The organism is Aeromonas sp. 96A, from assembly GCF_051919165.1.
GTDB classification, from domain to species: domain Bacteria; phylum Pseudomonadota; class Gammaproteobacteria; order Enterobacterales; family Aeromonadaceae; genus Aeromonas; species Aeromonas veronii.
In genome coordinates this window covers 2161072-2178658 of sequence record NZ_JBQBFE010000001.1, presented here as the reverse complement: position 1 = coordinate 2178658, position 17587 = coordinate 2161072, and the positions used below count along the sequence as shown (strand labels likewise).

Sequence of the window (17587 nt, the reverse complement as noted above, 5' to 3'; positions counted from 1 at the left end):
AGACCGTCAGAAGGGCGTTATGCCCAGGCAGTGCCGCCATTGAGGTGAAGCACTTCACCATTCATGTTGTTATTGCTCATCAGGAATAGCGCGGCCTGCGCATAATCCTCTCCCTCTCCCAAGCGTTTCAACGGCAGGCTTTGCGCCACGGCAGCCACTTTTTGTGGGTCATTGCCCAGCGCTTTAAGCAGCATGGGAGTGCGCATGGGGCCCGGGTTGATGACGTTGATCCGACGGGGGGTCAGTTCGGTAACCAGACTGTGAGCCAGCGTTTCAACCGCGCCAGCTGCAACGGCAGGGAGTGCCTTACCTAGTTGTGGGCGGCGCGTCACCATCCCGGACGTGAGCACGATGGAGCCGCGTTCGGACAGTTTGGGTGCTGCGGCGCGGATCGCATGAACACTTCCCCAGAAGCGGCTGTCCATGTTGATTTTCAAGTCCTCGATGGCTGCGGTGAGAAAGCTGCCTGGTCGCATGACGGCGGCGGTGATGACGAGATGATCCAGCGAATCCAGCTGGCTGAAAAAGTGATTGACGGAGTCGACGTCGAGAATATCCAGTTGATGGCCACTGGCATTTGGGCCCAATTCAGCCAGTGCAGTGTCAAGCTGCTCACGGCTGGAACCGCCGATAATGACCTTGGCGCCTTGCTCGATCGCTTGGTGGGCGGTGGCCAGGCCAAGACCCGAGGTACCACCGATAATGACGATCTGTTGATTGTGCAGGGTGGAATGTTTCATGTAATGACCTCTCCATTATGTAGATACGATTTACATATTTGTAGCTGGATAGGGAAAGTCCAAGTATGAAAATTTATCAAGAGTGGTTGTTGCTGGCATGAGGAGGGAGCCAAGTCCACGTGGTCCGGATGCTGCCATCCGATTCGGAGTGTTTGATTTTCTGTTCAGTTGGAACCAGTGGAACGGCTGAGCGGCTAAATTATCATCTCTTGTCAGGCTGGGTATTTTTCACTCGCGCGGGTATAATGTCGCGCAATTTTGCTTTGACTCAGGCGAGAAGACCCATGTAACGCAACCCTCCTCCCTCTCTCCACCAGGTTGGCAACACGCCAGCTGGCGTGGCTTTCGTTGCGTATACATGTGCCGTGAGCGGCATTCCGGATTTATTCCCACGGTGGCTGATGCCACCGCTCAATAGAAGAACGTTGAATTATGTCAGCTGAATTTCTGAGTGAAGTCTCCAAGAGACGCACTTTTGCGATCATTTCGCACCCGGATGCGGGTAAAACCACCATCACCGAGAAAGTCCTGCTGTTCGGACAGGCCATTCAGCGCGCCGGTACCGTCAAGGGCCGTGGCTCGGGCCAGCACGCCAAATCCGACTGGATGGAGATGGAGAAGCAGCGTGGTATCTCCATCACCACCTCGGTGATGCAGTTCCCCTATGCCGACTGTCTGGTCAACCTGCTCGATACCCCGGGTCACGAGGACTTCTCCGAAGATACCTACCGTACCCTGACCGCGGTCGACTGCTGCCTGATGGTCATCGACGCCGCCAAGGGTGTTGAAGACCGGACCCGCAAGCTGATGGAAGTGACCCGTCTGCGTGATACCCCCATCCTCACCTTCATGAACAAGCTGGACCGCGAAGTGCGCGATCCGATGGAAGTGATGGACGAGGTGGAGCGCGAGCTGAAGATCATGTGCGCCCCCATCACCTGGCCTATCGGCTGCGGTAAATCCTTCAAGGGGGTCTATCACCTCTACAAGGATGAGACCTATCTCTATCAGAGCGGTCAGGGCCACACCATCCAGGAGAAGCGGGTGGTCAAGGGGCTGAACAACCCGGATCTGGATGCCGCCGTCGGCGAAGATCTGGCCCAGCAACTGCGTGACGAGCTGGAGCTGGTGCAGGGCGCCTCTCCCGAGTTCGATCACGATGCCTTTATCGCTGGCGAGATGACCCCGGTCTTCTTCGGTACCGCGCTCGGTAACTTCGGTGTTGACCACATGCTGGATGGCCTGACCGACTGGGCGCCGTCTCCCATGCCGCGCAAGGCCGAGAGCCGTGAAGTGGTAGCGACCGAGGAGAAGTTCTCCGGTTTCGTATTCAAGATCCAGGCAAACATGGATCCGAAGCACCGTGACCGTATCGCTTTTATGCGTATCGTGTCAGGTACTTACAGCAAGGGCATGAAGATGCGCCACGTGCGTATCGGCAAGGATGTGAACATCTCCGATGCCGTGACCTTTATGGCCGGTGACCGTGAGCAGGCGGAAGACGCCTTCGCCGGTGACATCATAGGTCTGCACAACCACGGCACCATCCAGATCGGCGATACCTTCACCCAGGGTGAAGATCTCAAGTTCACCGGTATCCCGAACTTTGCACCGGAACTGTTCCGCCGCATCCGTCTGCGCGACCCGCTCAAGCAGAAGCAGCTGCTCAAGGGGCTGGTCCAGCTCTCCGAAGAGGGTGCGGTGCAGGTGTTCCGTCCGCTGATCAGCAACGATCTCATCGTTGGTGCGGTCGGTGTGCTGCAGTTTGACGTGGTGGTTTCGCGCCTCAAGAGCGAGTACAACGTCGAGGCCATCTACGAGGCGGTCAACGTCTCCACCGCCCGCTGGGTGGAAGGTACTGACGTCAAGAAGTTCGAAGAGTTCAAGCGCAAGAACGAGGTCAACCTGGCCCTCGATGGCGGTGACAACCTCACCTATATCGCGCCGACCATGGTCAACCTGCGCCTGGCCCAGGAGCGCCACCCCGACGTCGAGTTCCGCCAGACTCGCGAGCACTGATCACTGCTGGTTTGCTTATTGGCAGATAATCAAAGAGACCCCGCTTCGGCGGGGTCTCTTGTTTTGTGCCGTTTTGCCTGTTTTAAGGAGGGATGCAGGGGGGAATGGTTCAGCATATACCAGTCGCAAGCAGCCCTCACCCTAGCCCTCTCCCAGAGGGAGAGGGAACCGTCGGAGGTCAGCCTGAAAGATCGCGGAAGTGTTTTTGCCCCCTTCTCCCCTTGCGGGAGAAGGGTTGGGGATGAGGGGGGCTACCCCAGTGTCAGCACCATGCAGATCTCGCAATCCCCGTGGCCGGTGCAGCCAAGGGGGCCGGGCAGGTGTTCAAAGCCCAGTGATTCATAGAGGCTGGTGGCGTCGCGCAGTACTTCGGTAGTCTCCAGATAGCAGCGCTGATAACCAAGTGCGCGCGCCTCGTCCAGTGCCTGCAATACCAGCCGTTTGCCAAGGCCCAGTCCGCGCAGGGCGGGCATAAAATACATTTTCTGCAGCTCGCAGACCCCCTCTTCTCCCGCCAATGGCGCGATACCGCCACCGCCGAGGATGGAACCGTCCGGCCCTTCGATAACCCAGTAGCGACTCTTCTCCCCCTGATAGCTCTGGGAGAGGGTGTCGAGATTGGGATCCGAGACCCCATACCCCTTGTCGGCGGTGAGGCCATATTCGGCCGAGACGGCGCGGATCACCAAGGCGATCTGGGCATTGTCTGCCGCCGTGATGGGGCGGATCTGGTAACCCCGCTGGCGACGTGCGCGGGAGAGGGCGCTGCGATAGAGCCGCAGTCCTTGCCACAGCTGCTCCCGCTCGGGCAGGCTCAACTGCGCCAGCATCTCTTCCATCGCCCCGTCCATCTCCCGGTGCAACTCCAGCAGCATCCCCTGACCGTTGACGGTGAGGCGGGCCTCCTTGCTGCGCCCATCAGAGGGGTGCGGGTGCCAGCTGATGAGCTCTCGCTCGGCGAGGCGGGCCAGCGGACGGCTGGCGTTGGATTTGTCGATGTGCAGCTTTTCTGCCAGCTGCTGATTGGTGGCCGGGGCGTTTTCCAGCTCGATCAGCAGGTGAGCCTCGATGGGGGTGAGGGCCAGATTGCCGCACTGCTGGGAGAGCATGCCGAGTTCGCGAACCAGATCGCGCGACAGGGCGCGCAGGGGACGGGGATCCATATCGTGGTTTCCTGTTTAGTTGTGCATGACAACTAAAATAGCGTAAAAGTTGTAATTCGCAACCTTTTGCTGTGATGACTTGCAGAATATGGGGTGAGCGGCAGCACCGTTGGCGGGGCTGCCGTAGGCAGGGGGGTCGTCAGGCGGCGGCTCTGATAGCCAGCTCCGGGCGGCGGGAGAAGCAGCGGGCCAGCAGCAACATGGTGGCGACGCCTATGGTACCGAGCACCAGCCAGGGGAGGGCCGGTTGTCCCTGTTGCAGCGAGAAGTCATAGAGGGAGCCGCCGCCCACGTAGCCGGTCATGCCCCCCAGCGCCAGTCCGAGGCGGCTGAAGCCCATGTAGCTGCCGCGGGCTGTGGGGTTGGCAAGCCGGGTCATCAGGGTCTCCCGGGCCGGTTCACAGATGATGATCCCCAGATAGAAGCAGGCCAGCAGTACGAAGATGCCGGAGAGGGTGCTGACAAAGGCGACCAGCCCGATCCCCACCGTCATCAGCAGGATACCCGCCATCAGCCGGCTCTCCAGCCGATAGCGCCGCTCGCTGAAACGGGCGATAGGGTAGAGCAGCGCCAGTGACAGCGCCGTTTCCAGGCTGTACATCCAGCCCACCGCCGTGGTGGTGCCGGAGAGCTGCTTGACCAGAATGGGGAAAATCAGCATCACCTGTACCCACAGCATGTAGTAGCCGCTCAGGATCAGTACCAGTCGGCAGAAGGCGCGATCCGCCAGCACCTGGCCCAACCCTTCCCGCATCGGAGTCGGTTTGACCGAGAGGCGGTAGGCGGGCAACAGGGTCCAGTTGCAGAGAGCCGCCATGGTGAAGAGTCCGGCCCCCAGCAGGCAGACGTAGGTGAAGTCAAAGCGCAGCAGCCAGCTGCCTAGCAGGGCACCGGTGACGGCACCTGCGCTCTCCAGCATCATCAGCAGGGAGATAAAGCGGCCCCGCTCATGGGGACGGGTAAATTTGATCACCAGTGCGGCCCGTGGCGGGTCGAACAGGCAACCGCCCAGTCCGGAGAGGAAGCAGGAGAAAATCAGCATGGCGCCGCTGTCGGCCCAGGCCAGGGTGGCAAAGCCGACGGCGCGCAACAGCATGCCGGTGACGATGAGCGGGCGGGCGCCGAAGCGGTCGGCAAGCGAGCCGCCAAAGATCCCCAGCCCCTGCTGGGTCAGCTGGCGCAGGCCGAGGGCCAGCCCCACCAGACCGGCCGCCCAGCCGAGTTGATCGACGAAGCGCAGGCTGATCATCGGCATCACCACAAAGAAACCCAGGATCACCAGTGTGGTATCCAGCGCCAGAAACCAGCGTCCCCAAAACCTCGCCCTATCGACCATAACGCCCTCTCATTTACAGATAACTTCATTCTGGAGAGGGTTTAGATATAGTGGTAGACGACAACTACCTATATTTCATATCAGGATTATTTATGTCTATGGATCTGGACGATCTGCAACTGTTGCTGGATGTGGCCGAGCTGGGCAGTTTTAGTCAGGCTGCGGCCATTCGTGGCTGGTCACAGCCGCTGGTGAGCCAGCGGATTGCCCAGTTGGAGGAGAGCCTCGGGGCGCCGCTGTTTCAGCGTCATCGACGCGGGGTGACCCCGACCCGTGCCTGCGAGGAGTTTCTGCCATCGGCCCGCTCTGCGCTGGCGATCCTGAGCGAAGGGCGGCTGGCACTGCAGGGGGCGCCTGCGCTGCCTTGTATCCGTCTCTCCAGCCTGCCATCCCTCACTTCGGTGGTGTTTGGCTCGCTATTGATGGAGCTGGTGGACGAGCCGTTCGAAATCCGCTGTACCACGGATCACTCCGGCGAGATCATGCAGTCGCTGCTGACCGGCGAGGCCGATATCGGCTTTGTACTCAAGCGTCCGCCGGTTGCGGGCCTGCAGATGGAGCTGCTCTGCTGCTCCCCCATCATCGCTATCGCCTCGCCATTGCATCCGCTGGCCGGTTGTCACGGCCTCACCCTGGAGGATATTGCCGACCAGCGGCTGGCGCCCCAGGTGTGGGGGCCGGGGTGTGACGTCTTTATCCAGCAGTTGCGGCGGCTGCGGCGGGCCGCCAGCCCCCTGCATGCGGTGCAGCCCGCCAGTGCGGCGCGGGATCTGGCGCTGGAACACGGGTTTATCACCCTGATGCCGGAGCTGGCCATCAAGCGGGATCTGGAGGTAGGGCGGCTGGTCAGGCTCGATGTGCGCAATCTGCCGCAAGAACATTGGGATGTGATGATGGCGTGGCGCGGTGGCAAGCGGCCCAACCCGGCTAGGGAAACCGTGTTGGCCACCGCTCGCACGCTGGCGAAACGGTGGCGCAATGAGTAGAGCGATGCGGGACAAGGCCCGCATCGGGTGGATCAGTAGCTGGCCTTGAGGGTCACGCCACTGAACGCGGAAAATCCTGACAACTGCACATGCCAGGTACCCGCCTTGGGATTGGTGAACGAGCAGCTTTCGTTATTGCCCCCCTTGTAGGGGCGGCAGTCGTAACTGCTGCTGGTAGGGGCGCTGCCAAAGCGGACGTAGAGGTCGGCATCTCCGGTGCCGCCGCTGCTGCTGATCTGCAGCGACCTGGTGCCCGCCGGTACGTTCAGGGTGTAGTTGAGCTTGCCACCCTTGCTGGCGGCGAGGTTGCTCACCGGCACGCCGTTTTGCAGTACGTTGTCGCTCGGTGGCGGCGTGCTGCCGCAGCTGGCATCAACCCCGACGGTCTGGAAGGCCCGTGCCACATCCGCCTGACTGTAACCCAGGTCGGCGGTCGCCCGGCTGACGCCGCAGGCCCCTTGCTGGTAGTTGGTGTTGGCGCCCCAGTAGAGGCGGTTGGCCAGCAAGAAGACTTCAAATGCCTTGCGGGTGTTCCAGCCACTGCTGGTGGCCAGCAGATAGAAAGCGCGGTTATAGACCCCGGAGCTGTGGTGTACATCCATCCCCTCCTGATAATCCGCCGCATGGCCGATGGATCTGCCATCCCGGGTCGGATCCTCGAAGTAGCGCAGTGAGCCGTTGCCCTTGAAGATCTGGGCGCCGACCAGCCAGTCGTTGCTCCCCTTCATGTAGAACTCGGCCGCTTCACCCGCCATATCGGAGAAGGCCTCGTTGATGCCACCGGATTGTCCTGAATAGACCAGCCCGGAGTTCTGTTCGGTAAAGCCGTGGCTCACCTCGTGGGCCGCCACATCGAGGCTCACCAGCGGGTGGAAGGTGGTGGCGCCGTCACCGAAGGTCATCTGGCTGCCATCCCAGAAGGCGTTCTCGTAATTCTTGCTGTAGTGAACCCGCATCTTCAGTTTGAAGGTGAGGGGCGCCGTGTTGTACCAGTTGCGGTACATGTCGAACACCACGTTGCCGAAGTAGTGGGCGTCGTTGAGGGGCGAGTAGGCACCGTTGATCTCCTTGACCCGGTTCTCCGGGCAGGTGAACTGGTGGATGGCCCCGCCGGAGGTGGCGTGGTTGAGGTTAATGGTATCGACGTTGGGGCTGGTCATCCGGCAGTTGTCATCCACGATGAGCGGGCCAAAATCGGTGCCGTAGAAATATTTGCCGGTCTTGATGTTGCCCCCCGGGCCGGTGGCGTCCTTGTGGTTGATCCCCTCCCAGCGTTTGAGCTCCTCACCGCTCTGGGCATCAAGTATGACGAAGGGGCGGCTTGGCTTGTCACCTTCGGCGATGAAGGAGACCTGATAAACCAGCCGGGCCAGCCCGTTCTCATCCTGCATCACGTAGAGTTTGACCTGCTCGTTGCTCCCCTTGCTGCCCCCCTTGGCCTTGCTGGCGGCGTCCTGTGGCGAGAGGGTGGCGGCCGGGCTTGCCACATCCTGATCGATCTGGCGCAGCATGCGCCCGCTGGCCTGTTGCAGCTGGCCGTTCAGGCTCTTGTCAGCCACCACCACCTGACCCATTACCGGGATGCCGTTCCAGACCTGCTCGTAGCGGATCCGCTGCTGGCCGTTGGGCAGCTTGACCACCCGCACCTGACGAAACTCGCCATCTTCCAGCTGCAAGGTACCACTCGCGGCACTGAGGCCTGTCATGGCCCGGATGCCGTTTGCCGTTACGTTGATCTCTACCTCTTGCGCCGCCAGTGCGGCGCTTCCCCAGCAGGCCAGCGCAACGGCCAGATAAATTTTATTCATCTCTTCTTTCCTTAAATCGATGAGGTTGATAAACCGACCGAAGGTCGGGCGTTTTGAAGCTAGTGCCGGTGGGGGAAAGTGCCCCCTGTCAAAAGTGACAGCGCAGCACAAAGGGGTAGCAGGATCTGCCAAAGTGCCGTTTTGGGGCATTCGTCGGCGCCATGTGGAGAGCATTATCCGGTTTCAGACACCAACCCTCCTCTTTTGAGGGAGGAGAGTACGTGCGCTGTGACCCTCTGCGAGACCTGCCGGAGGGGAGGCGTAAAAGTGGCTGGTGCGGCCAGTGGCGATTGGCTACATTGGGTGCTGGCTTTCGATTTGATCACTGATTTGAAAGGAGAATCCCATGTTTTCATGGCAGTTGGACGACGAGCTTGCGCTGCTCTTCTTGCAGCCAGATATGGCGAGCGAACTGTTTGCCCTCTGCAATGACAACCGGGAGTACCTCTCCCAGTGGCTGCCCTGGCCGCCACTGATCCAGCGCCCCGTCGACAGCGCCCTCTTCATTCGCAGTGCCATCGAGAAGTTCGCCCGCGGCGAGGGGCTCACCACCGCCATCGAGTATCAGGGGGAGGTGGTGGGAGTCATAGGTTACAACAGCATCGATCACGACCTTGGCAAGGTGGTCATCGGTTACTGGCTGGCGGAGCGCTGGCAGGGCAACGGCATTATCACCCGTGCCTGTCAGGCCCTGATCCACCACGCCTTCGAGGAGATGGGGATGGAGAAGGTGGAGATCAGCGCCGCCACCGATAACGAGCCCAGCAGAGCCGTCTGTGAACGGCTTGGAATGCAGCTGGAGGGGGTGACCCGGCGCGCAGAGCGGCTGGGCAACCGGATTGTGGACCATGCCCACTACAGCTTGCTGCGCGATGAGTGGCTAAGACAGAGGGAGTCCTGATGGCGCTGCCACATATCAAGACGGCTCGTACCCACCTGACCATACTGTCGCCGGATCAGGCCCCCATGATGCTCGACTTCTACCGGCGCAACCGTGCCCATCTCGCCCCCTGGGAGCCGCTGCGCGATGACCATTTCTACACGCTTTCTTACTGGCATAACCGGCTGCAGGATAGCTACAGCCAGTTCTTCAACGGTACCGGCGTCAATCTGGTGGCCCTCGATCCGGCTGGCGAGCGGGTGGTCGCCACCTGCAATTTCAGCAATATCCTGATGGGAGTCTTCAAGGCGTGTCATCTGGGCTATGCCATCGACCAACAGCATCAGGGGCAGGGGGTGATGAGAGAGGTGCTGTCAGCCGCCATCGACTACCTGTTTCGGGAGCACGATCTTCATCGCATCATGGCTTGCTATATGCCAGCCAATCAGCGCAGTGGCGCCTTGCTGGAGCGGCTCGGCTTCGAGCGGGAGGGATTCGCGCGGGCGTATCTGATGATCAATGGCCGCTGGGAGGATCACATCCTCACCTCGCTGATTAATCCGGCGCCCTGAGCGACAGATAAAAAAACGGGCCTGAAGTTGCCTTCGGACCCGTCTTCGAATGAGGTGCAGGCTTAGTTGGCCTTGGCATCGCTCACTGCAGCTTCAACCTTGGTAGCGGCTTCGGTAGCAGCTTTTTCTACGGTTGCAGTCGCTTCGGAGGTGGCCTTCTCTACGGTAGAGGTGGCTTCGCTAGCGGCTTTTTCTACAGTGGCAGCAACTTCGGCGGCCGGAGCAGCAGCAGGAGCGGCAGCTTTTTCTTCTTTCTGACCGCAAGCAGTCAACATCAGACCCAGGATACCGGCTACCAGTACTTTGTTCATGTGCATTCCCTCAAATAAATATGGAGAGATGGTCTGTGCAACCATCACAGCGCCCACCGTTGCCCGGTATTGAAACAAGAAGCCGGGAGGCAGCAGGCGGGCGCAATATAGCCCCATTAGTTACCGATGAAAACGGATATCACAATGACATTTTTTCGTGCCGTGGATAAAAAGCTCCACTGCAACGACTGATATCAATACAAGATGCCGTTAAATGGCACTAATTGCACAATAAAACACCGCTTTGCTGCCATCTTGTGGCGGTTTAACAAGGTCAAGGTTGATCAATTGCGGCCGATGACTCGCACCTTAGTCAGACAGCTTCTGACAGGGCAGCCGTTTTCCCTCAAGGTGGCTCTGACGGGCCAGATCCAGCAGCGCCATCACCGCCAGCGCTTCACTTGCTGGCACCGGGTTGCTTCCCTCGTCCTTGATGGCGGCGCAGACACCGCGATAGTAGGCGCCATAATCCCCCGGCTCACCCACCACGCTCTGCTGCTGCAACTGACCATCGACAATGCGGCTGAGCTGACCGGGTTCGTTATCCATGCCCCAATCCGCCGCCGGTGGCCGCAAGCCCTGCTTGAGCTGATCTTCCTGCACATCCATACCGAATTTCACGAACGAACCCTGGCTGCCGTGAATGACAAAGCGCGGCATGGTGGCTGAAACCAGACAGCTGCCGTGCAGAATAACCCGCAGAGCACCGTAACCCAGCACCACATGGAAGTAGTCGTCCGCCAGTGCGCCGGGGCGTTGCTCGGCCAGATCGGCCTGCAGCCAGTCCGGCTGGCCGAACAGCTGCAGCGCCTGATCCAGTACATGGGGGCCGAGATCGAACCAGAGGCCGGAACCCGGGCCACCCGCTTCGCGCCAGCGCTGGCGCACTTCGGGGCGATAGCGATCGAAGTGTGACTCGAACTGGGCGATCTGCCCCAGCGTCCCCTCGGCAATCAAACGGCGCACGGTAAGGAAATCCCCGTCCCAACGGCGGTTGTGGAAGATGCTGAGCAGCCGCTGCTGCTTTTCGGCCAGTTCGACCAGCGCTTGCGCCTCGGTCAGATCCAGTGCAAAGGGCTTGTCGATCACCACATGTTTGCCTGCCAGCAGCGCCTGGCGGGCGAGGGGGGCATGGGTGTCGTTGGGGGTGGCGATCACCACCAGATCGACGGTCTCATCGCTTAGTACATCCTCCAGTGAACCGACCCGGCAGTCGGGCAGATCGGCCTGCACCTTGGCGGCATCGCGACTCACCACCCAGCTCAGGGACAAGCCCGGCGTGGTGGAGAGGAAGGGGGCGTGAAAGGTCTTGCCTGCAAAGCCATAGCCCACCAGGGCTGCGTTGAGAGTGTGGCTCATCGGGAGTTCTCCGCTGACATCGAGTGAGTGGGGTTGCCATCGCAGGCAATCTGCCGGATGGCCATATGCTGTAAAGGCGATACAAACGAGAAGGGGGCCGATGGCCCCCTGAGTGTGCCCATCAGAGCACAGGATTTATTGCAAACACAAGCGGCGACCGCGTCGGGTCATCAGCATCACCAAGGGCGGCAGCAGCAGCCACATGTGCAGTGCCAGCTGGCTGAGCGGGTCGTGCATCAGGGCGCCGGTCAGGCCAACCAACGCGCCGGAGCCGCTCATCTGGAACAGGCCGAGCAGGGCGGCGGCGGTACCGGCGCAGTGGCCGAACGGTGCCAGCGCCATCCCGGCGGCAGAGCCCAAAATCATGGCAAAGCCGATGCTGGAGAGGAATACCGGCCCCATCATCGCCAGCGGATGTTCGATGTGCATGGCCAAAGTCAGGATGATAGCCGAGAGCATCAACACCAGCAGGCCGATGCGCAGGGTGCGTCTTGGCCCCACCTTGGCGATAAAGCGCGGCGCCATGAAGCAGGCCAGAATGTTGAGCGCGGCGTTGGCGGTAAACCAGTAGCTAAAGCCGCTCATATCGAGCCCCAGTTTCACCATCAGCTGCACCGGTGCAGCGGTCACATAAGCGAGGATCACCGCCATCGCCAGCATGCACAGCACCGCGTTGAACAGGAAGCTGGGGGAGCGTAGTACCGGGCTGTAGCGCGACCAGCTGATGAGGGCCCCTTCGCTGCGGGTCTCCTCCGGGCGGGTCTCCGGCATCCGCCACATCAGCCAGCTGCCGACGATGAGCGCATAACCGGCCATAAACCAGAAGTTGGCAGACCAGCCCGCCTTGGCGGTGAGCCAGCCACCGAGCAGGGGGGCCAGCGCAGGAATAAAGCAGATGGCGCCATTGAGGTAGGAGATCATCTGACCGCTCTTTTTCGGGCCATAGCTGTCACGCACCACCGAGAAGGCGGCGACCGAGGTAGCGCAGGCGCCGAAGCCCTGCAACACCCGGGCCAGCATCAATTCACCGAGGCTGGCTGCAAAACCGGCCCCCAGCGCGCTCAGGCCATAGAGCAGCACGCCGCCCAGCGCGATGGGCTTGCGACCGTAACGATCGGCCAGCGGGCCAACAAGCAGTTGCCCCAGTCCCATGCTGAACAGGAACCAGGTGATGGTGCCCTGCATCAGGGTTACTTCGGCGCCCAGCTGCTCGGCCATCTGCGGAATGGCGGGCAGGTAGATGTCGATAGCCAGCGGACTGAACAGCACCAGTAGTACGAGTAAAAGTATCAATGGCATCTGTCACCTCTTTAGTCAGCCAGGTTAATGAATTGGGGCGCGAGTCTACTGACTCACAGTAATGAATAGAAATGGTATTTAATCACTTTGGTTATTCCATTATGGAAACATGTATTAAAAAGCTGGTTATTCGATGGCGGCAAATCCCCCGTAACCCCATCACAGCGGGTGTAATTGGCGCTTTTACTAAACGCTTGCGCCGCATAGAATGCGCAGATTATTTTTGCGGAGGTGCTCGATGAACAAGCTTGTCCTGGCAACAGGTAACCAGAAAAAGGTGAAGGAATTGGCCGCCATGCTGGCCGATATGAAGATCCAGGTGATCCCACAGAGCGAGTTTGCGGTCTCCGATGCCGATGAGACCGGCACCACCTTCGTCGAGAATGCCATCATCAAGGCCCGCCACGCCGCCCGCATTACCGGTCTGCCCGCCGTGGCCGATGACTCCGGACTGGAAGTCGATCTGCTGCAAGGGCGCCCCGGCGTTTACTCCGCCCGCTTTGCCGGTGTGGGTGCCGGTGACAAGGCCAACATCGAGAAGCTGCTCGGCGAGCTGCAAGGTGCCCCTGAGTACCTGAAAAGTGCCCGCTTCTGGTGTGTGCTGGTCTATATGCGCCACGCCGACGATCCCACTCCCATCATCTGTCAGGCGAGCTGGGAAGGGATGATCATCGACGAGCCGCGCGGTCAACATGGCTTTGGCTATGACCCGGTATTCTTCGTGCCGGATCACGACTGCACTGCCGCCCAGATGCCGGCCGAACTGAAAAACCAGCTTAGCCATCGCGGTCAGGCGCTGGCCAAGCTCAAAGCGGCGCTGGCTGCGGCGCACTGAGCCACTTCGCCATCTTGTTGGTTACACACGGTCAATCACACATAGTCATCTACAATGGGGGCCTTGAGCCCCCGTTTTATTGGAAGCCCCATGCTGCAACTGCCGCCGCTCTCTCTCTATATTCATGTGCCCTGGTGCGTCCAGAAGTGCCCTTACTGTGACTTCAACTCCCATGCCCAGAAGGGGGAGTTGCCTCACCTCGAATATGTCGCTGCCCTGCTGGAGGATTTGGATCAGGATCTGAAGTGGGCGCAGGGGCGGCCGCTCTCCTCGATCTTTATTGGCGGCGGCACCCCCAGCCTGCTGACGGTGGAGGCGATGCAAACCTTGCTGGACGGGGTGCGGGCCCGCATTCCGCTCACCGCAGATTGCGAGATCACCATGGAGGCCAACCCGGGCACGGTGGAAGCGGACAAGTTCGCCGGTTTCCAGCGCGCCGGCATCAACCGCATCTCCATCGGGGTGCAGAGCTTCCAGCAGGAGAAGCTGACCCGCCTCGGTCGCATTCACGGCCCGGAAGAGGCGCGCAAGGCGGCGGCACTGGCCCACGCCATCAAGTTGCCCACCTTCAATCTGGATCTGATGCACGGTCTGCCGGATCAGAGTCTGGATGATGCCCTTTATGACCTGCAGCAGGCTATCGACTGCGCCCCGCCGCACCTCTCCTGGTATCAGCTCACCATAGAGCCGAACACGGCCTTTGCCTCCAAACCGCCCAAACTGCCGGAAGATGACACCCTGTGGGACATCTACGAGCAGGGTCACGCCATGCTCACCGCCAGCGGTTATCGCCAGTACGAGATATCGGCTTATGCCAAAGAGGGCTACCAGTGCCATCACAACCTCAACTACTGGCGCTTTGGTGACTATCTGGGGATCGGCTGTGGTGCTCACGGCAAGGTGACTGATCTCGCGGCTCAGCAGATCCTGCGCACCGCCAAGGTGAAGCATCCGAAAGGGTATCTGGACAAGAGTCGCCCCTATCTGGACGAGCAGTGGCAGGTGACGGCAGACGATCTGCCGCTCGAATACTTTATGAACCGCTTCCGCCTGTTTGAACCGGCCCCCAAGGCGGAGTTCGAGGCCTATACCGGCTTGCCGCTGGAGCGGGTCGAGACAGTGCTCGCCATCGCCCAAAGCAAGGAGCTTATCGAGGATCTGGGGGATAGCTGGCAGCTCACTTCTCTCGGCCATCGCTATCTCAACGTGCTGCTCGAACTCTTTATGGATGAGTGAGCGGCCTGTTGAGGCTGTGAGTTGGCGTTGCCAAATCGCTTCTTCTGTCAAAACAATCAGGGCGCCATTGGCGCCCTGATTGTTTATGGTCGGTAGAAACCCGCTCAGCAGCAGACGCGGATCATCTGCTGTTGGCCGGGCTCCCACCGCTTGCCGAATTTGGCCTTGCGCTGGTAACTCCCCTTGCCCTTCTTGTTGCGCTCGACCCGGCTGCGAAACAGGGGATCGGAGAGCAGGGCATGCAGATGGTTATCCTTTATCTCGCCGCGCTGATGGGCATAGTTGCCCCCTTGCGCATTTTCCTCACGGGGGAGGGCGGGTTGGTCGACCCGAATTTTGGCCATAATGGCTCCTCTTCTTTTCTCTTGCTGTGTTGATTCTTGTGTCTGGATGGCGGTTTTCACTGCGAGCGCCTGTGCAGGCTAGCGCCCGGCAACCGGATGCACTGGCACCGGTTAAAAACGCGGCGATTTTGTCACCAAATCGCCGCCGGAGCAATGCGTCGGGCGCGCCGAGTCAGTCACACTGAGCCAGGCACGCTCAGTCAGGCATACCATGTCAGCCGTGAACCGGGTCATGCTGGTCGTGGCTGTGGTGCTCGTGATGGGCCGGGGCACCAGATTCCAGCGTCTCGAGGATGGCGCAGTGCTCCGCCGAGCGCGGCCCGCCGCAGCAGATATTGGAGAGCTCGCGCAGATTGTCGCGAAAGCGGGTCAGTTCGATGATCTTCTGCTCCACCTGGGCCAGCTTGGTGTCGGCCACTGCTTTCACCTCCTGACAGGTGACTTTGGCCTTGTTGGTATCAAGGTCGAGCAGCTCGCCGATATCGGCCAGCGAGAATCCCACCGACTTGGCGCGAATGATGAACTCCAGCCGCCGCTTGTCCTGTTCACTGTAGAGGCGGTAGCCGGATTCGTTGCGGATCCCCGGTGAGATAAGCCCGTTCTTCTCGTAAAAACGCAGGGTATCTGCCTTGACCCCGCACGCCTTGGCCAGTTCACCGATCCGATACATGCTCTCTCTCCCCTTGAATGTATGCCGCCACAAAAACCGGAATCCACTATCACCCCTTTGCCCATGGATTGCCAGCCAAGGGCATAAAAGGGGCAGATAAACATCTCCTGGCGACCCTTTTTTCCATAAAACGCTGAAAGTGCAAACGTTTCGAGAAAATCAGGTGGAAAACGTTTAACGCCGCGCCAAATAAGGCTTTGCTGTTTCAAAAAATCCACCACAGGTCACATTTTTTGTGTAGAATACGCGCCCATAACAGAGTGCCGCACCAAGCGGGCATTTCCTAAAACGCTTTTGCCGGATGTCGGGGCGAGAGTGGTTTGCGAAATCCCCCACTTCCATTTATTTGGGGACTCTCTGTGTTGAGCCTCGCCTCCCATGGAACGGTCCCCGTTATGTTGAGGACGATAGTGTGATGGAACAAGCTCGACCCATTCGCCGTGCACTGCTGAGTGTGTCTGACAAAACTGGCATTCTGGAATTTGCCAAGGCACTCAACGAGCGTGGTGTTGCCCTGCTCTCCACGGGCGGTACCGCCAAGCTGCTTGGCGAGGCGGGTCTGCCGGTGACCGAGGTCTCCGACTACACGGGTTTCCCTGAAATGATGGATGGCCGGGTCAAGACCCTGCATCCCAAGGTTCATGGCGGCATCCTCGGCCGTCGGGATCAGGATGACGCCATCATGGCCCAGCACGCTATCTCCCCCATCGACATGGTTGTCGTCAACCTCTACCCCTTTGCTGCCACCGTGGCCAAAGCGGGCTGCACCCTGGCGGATGCGGTCGAGAACATCGACATCGGCGGCCCGACCATGGTGCGTTCTGCCGCCAAAAACCATAAAGATGTCGCCATCGTCGTCAAAGCTGCCGACTATGATCGGGTTATTCGCGAAATGGATGCCAACGGCAACAGCCTGAAACTGGCGACCCGTTTCGACCTGGCCATCGCCGCCTTCGAGCACACCGCTGCCTACGACGGCATGATCGCCAACTACTTCGGCACCATGGTGCCCTCTTATGGCGACAACAAGGAGGGTGACGAGGAGTCCCGCTTCCCGCGCACCTTCAACAGCCAGTTCATCAAGAAGCAGGACATGCGTTACGGCGAGAACAGCCATCAGGCAGCCGCCTTCTACGCCGAAGAGCATGCCGCTCCGGGTTCTGTTTCCAGTGCTACCCAGTTGCAGGGCAAGGCGCTCTCCTACAACAACATCGCTGATACCGATGCTGCGCTGGAGTGTGTGAAGGAGTTCGACGAGCCAGCCTGCGTCATCGTCAAGCATGCCAACCCCTGCGGTGTGGCCATCGGTAGCGACCTGCTGAGTGCCTACGATCGTGCCTACCAGACCGACCCCACCTCTGCCTTTGGCGGCATCATCGCCTTCAACCGCGAGCTGGATGGCGCCACTGCGGCAGCTATCGTTGCCCGCCAGTTTGTTGAGGTGATCATCGCCCCGACCGTCAGCCAGGAGGCCCGCGACACGGTCGCCGCCAAGCAGAACGTGCGTCTGCTCGAATGCGGTCAGTGGACGGCTCCGGCGCAAGGGTTTGACCTCAAGCGCGTCAACGGCGGCCTGCTGGTGCAGGAGCGGGATCTCGGCATGGTGACGTTGGGCGACCTGACCGTGGTCAGCAAGCGTCAGCCGACCGAGGCCGAGCTGCAGGATCTGCTGTTCTGCTGGAAAGTGGCCAAGTTCGTCAAATCCAACGCCATTGTCTACGCCAAAGATGGCCAGACCATCGGCGTCGGCGCAGGCCAGATGAGCCGTGTTTATTCGGCCAAAATCGCCGGTATCAAGGCGGCGGATGAAGGGCTGACCGTGGCGGGCTCCGTGATGGCCTCCGATGCCTTCTTCCCGTTCCGCGACGGTATTGATGCTGCCGCGCAGGCCGGTATCTCCTGCGTGATCCAGCCGGGTGGCTCGATGCGCGATCAGGAGGTAATCGACGCCGCCGACGAGCACGGCATGTGCATGGTGTTCACCAACATGCGCCATTTCCGTCATTGATGGGTCAGGGGCTGCCGATGG

The 17587-nt window shown here is 60.2% G+C and carries 16 protein-coding genes; 7 read left to right on the top strand and 9 right to left on the bottom strand.

The annotated features are described in order from the left end of the window. Positions 1-17 precede the first annotated feature (17 nt). Positions 18-740 (bottom strand): SDR family oxidoreductase, encoded by a 723-nt coding sequence (locus ACTG2W_RS09880; protein WP_421308700.1) that lies wholly within the window; start codon positions 738-740, stop codon positions 18-20. A gap of 429 nt (positions 741-1169) precedes the next feature. Between ACTG2W_RS09880 and prfC the strand changes: the two genes are divergently transcribed. Beyond that, entirely contained in the window at positions 1170-2759 is a 1590-nt protein-coding gene (gene prfC, locus ACTG2W_RS09875; protein ID WP_085942998.1) for a peptide chain release factor 3, read from the top strand. A 251-nt stretch (positions 2760-3010) separates the two neighbouring features. Here the strand turns inward: prfC and ACTG2W_RS09870 are convergent, their stop codons facing one another. Further along, on the bottom strand, positions 3011-3922 hold the full coding sequence (locus ACTG2W_RS09870; RefSeq protein WP_106843921.1) for a bifunctional helix-turn-helix transcriptional regulator/GNAT family N-acetyltransferase: 912 nt from the start codon (positions 3920-3922) through the stop codon (positions 3011-3013). Positions 3923-4061: 139 nt separating this feature from the next. After that, positions 4062-5258 carry a multidrug efflux MFS transporter MdtH gene (mdtH, locus tag ACTG2W_RS09865; protein ID WP_106843922.1) on the bottom strand — a complete coding sequence of 399 codons (1197 nt, stop codon included), beginning with the start codon at positions 5256-5258 and terminating at the stop codon, positions 4062-4064. A gap of 92 nt (positions 5259-5350) precedes the next feature. Between mdtH and ACTG2W_RS09860 the strand changes: the two genes are divergently transcribed. Further along, positions 5351-6244, top strand: a complete 894-nt coding sequence (locus tag ACTG2W_RS09860; RefSeq protein WP_005349020.1) for a LysR family transcriptional regulator — start codon at positions 5351-5353, stop codon at positions 6242-6244. A gap of 32 nt (positions 6245-6276) precedes the next feature. On the opposite strand, the gene ACTG2W_RS09855 is transcribed toward ACTG2W_RS09860, so the two are convergent. Then, the gene (locus ACTG2W_RS09855) at positions 6277-8052 is read right to left on the bottom strand and encodes a M4 family metallopeptidase (protein WP_106843923.1); all 1776 of its coding nucleotides are present in this window, start codon (positions 8050-8052) and stop codon (positions 6277-6279) included. A 346-nt stretch (positions 8053-8398) separates the two neighbouring features. Between ACTG2W_RS09855 and ACTG2W_RS09850 the strand changes: the two genes are divergently transcribed. Beyond that, on the top strand, positions 8399-8953 hold the full coding sequence (locus tag ACTG2W_RS09850) for a GNAT family N-acetyltransferase (RefSeq protein WP_005340529.1): 555 nt from the start codon (positions 8399-8401) through the stop codon (positions 8951-8953). Beyond that, entirely contained in the window at positions 8953-9504 is a 552-nt protein-coding gene (gene rimJ, locus ACTG2W_RS09845; RefSeq protein ID WP_106843924.1) for a ribosomal protein S5-alanine N-acetyltransferase, read from the top strand. Before ACTG2W_RS09850 ends, rimJ begins: the two co-directional genes overlap by 1 nt. 62 nt (positions 9505-9566) lie before the next feature. Here the strand turns inward: rimJ and ACTG2W_RS09840 are convergent, their stop codons facing one another. From ACTG2W_RS09840 to ACTG2W_RS09830, 3 genes are all read right to left on the bottom strand, one after another. After that, positions 9567-9815 (bottom strand): hypothetical protein, encoded by a 249-nt coding sequence (locus ACTG2W_RS09840; RefSeq protein WP_005340533.1) that lies wholly within the window; start codon positions 9813-9815, stop codon positions 9567-9569. Between the two features lie 309 nt (positions 9816-10124). Continuing rightward, the gene (locus tag ACTG2W_RS09835; RefSeq protein ID WP_440016181.1) at positions 10125-11174 is read right to left on the bottom strand and encodes an oxidoreductase; all 1050 of its coding nucleotides are present in this window, start codon (positions 11172-11174) and stop codon (positions 10125-10127) included. 135 nt (positions 11175-11309) lie between these two features. Beyond that, positions 11310-12473, bottom strand: a complete 1164-nt coding sequence (locus tag ACTG2W_RS09830) for a multidrug effflux MFS transporter (RefSeq protein ID WP_069530074.1) — start codon at positions 12471-12473, stop codon at positions 11310-11312. Positions 12474-12711: 238 nt separating this feature from the next. On the opposite strand from ACTG2W_RS09830, the gene rdgB reads away from it, so the two are divergent. Together rdgB and hemW are read left to right on the top strand one after the other, a co-directional pair. After that, positions 12712-13308, top strand: coding sequence for an RdgB/HAM1 family non-canonical purine NTP pyrophosphatase (gene rdgB, locus ACTG2W_RS09825; RefSeq protein ID WP_005340539.1), 597 nt, complete (start codon positions 12712-12714; stop codon positions 13306-13308). A 90-nt stretch (positions 13309-13398) separates the two neighbouring features. Next, positions 13399-14544: a radical SAM family heme chaperone HemW gene (gene hemW / locus ACTG2W_RS09820; protein ID WP_274160586.1), complete on the top strand. Its 1146-nt coding sequence runs from the start codon at positions 13399-13401 to the stop codon at positions 14542-14544. A 104-nt stretch (positions 14545-14648) separates the two neighbouring features. On the opposite strand, the gene ACTG2W_RS09815 is transcribed toward hemW, so the two are convergent. Then, positions 14649-14888, bottom strand: coding sequence for an alternative ribosome-rescue factor A (locus ACTG2W_RS09815; RefSeq protein WP_005340543.1), 240 nt, complete (start codon positions 14886-14888; stop codon positions 14649-14651). 214 nt (positions 14889-15102) lie between these two features. After that, positions 15103-15558: a Zn(2+)-responsive transcriptional regulator gene (gene zntR / locus ACTG2W_RS09810; RefSeq protein WP_005341244.1), complete on the bottom strand. Its 456-nt coding sequence runs from the start codon at positions 15556-15558 to the stop codon at positions 15103-15105. A gap of 415 nt (positions 15559-15973) precedes the next feature. On the opposite strand from zntR, the gene purH reads away from it, so the two are divergent. Continuing rightward, entirely contained in the window at positions 15974-17566 is a 1593-nt protein-coding gene (gene purH, locus ACTG2W_RS09805) for a bifunctional phosphoribosylaminoimidazolecarboxamide formyltransferase/IMP cyclohydrolase (protein ID WP_421308697.1), read from the top strand. Positions 17567-17587 lie beyond the last annotated feature (21 nt).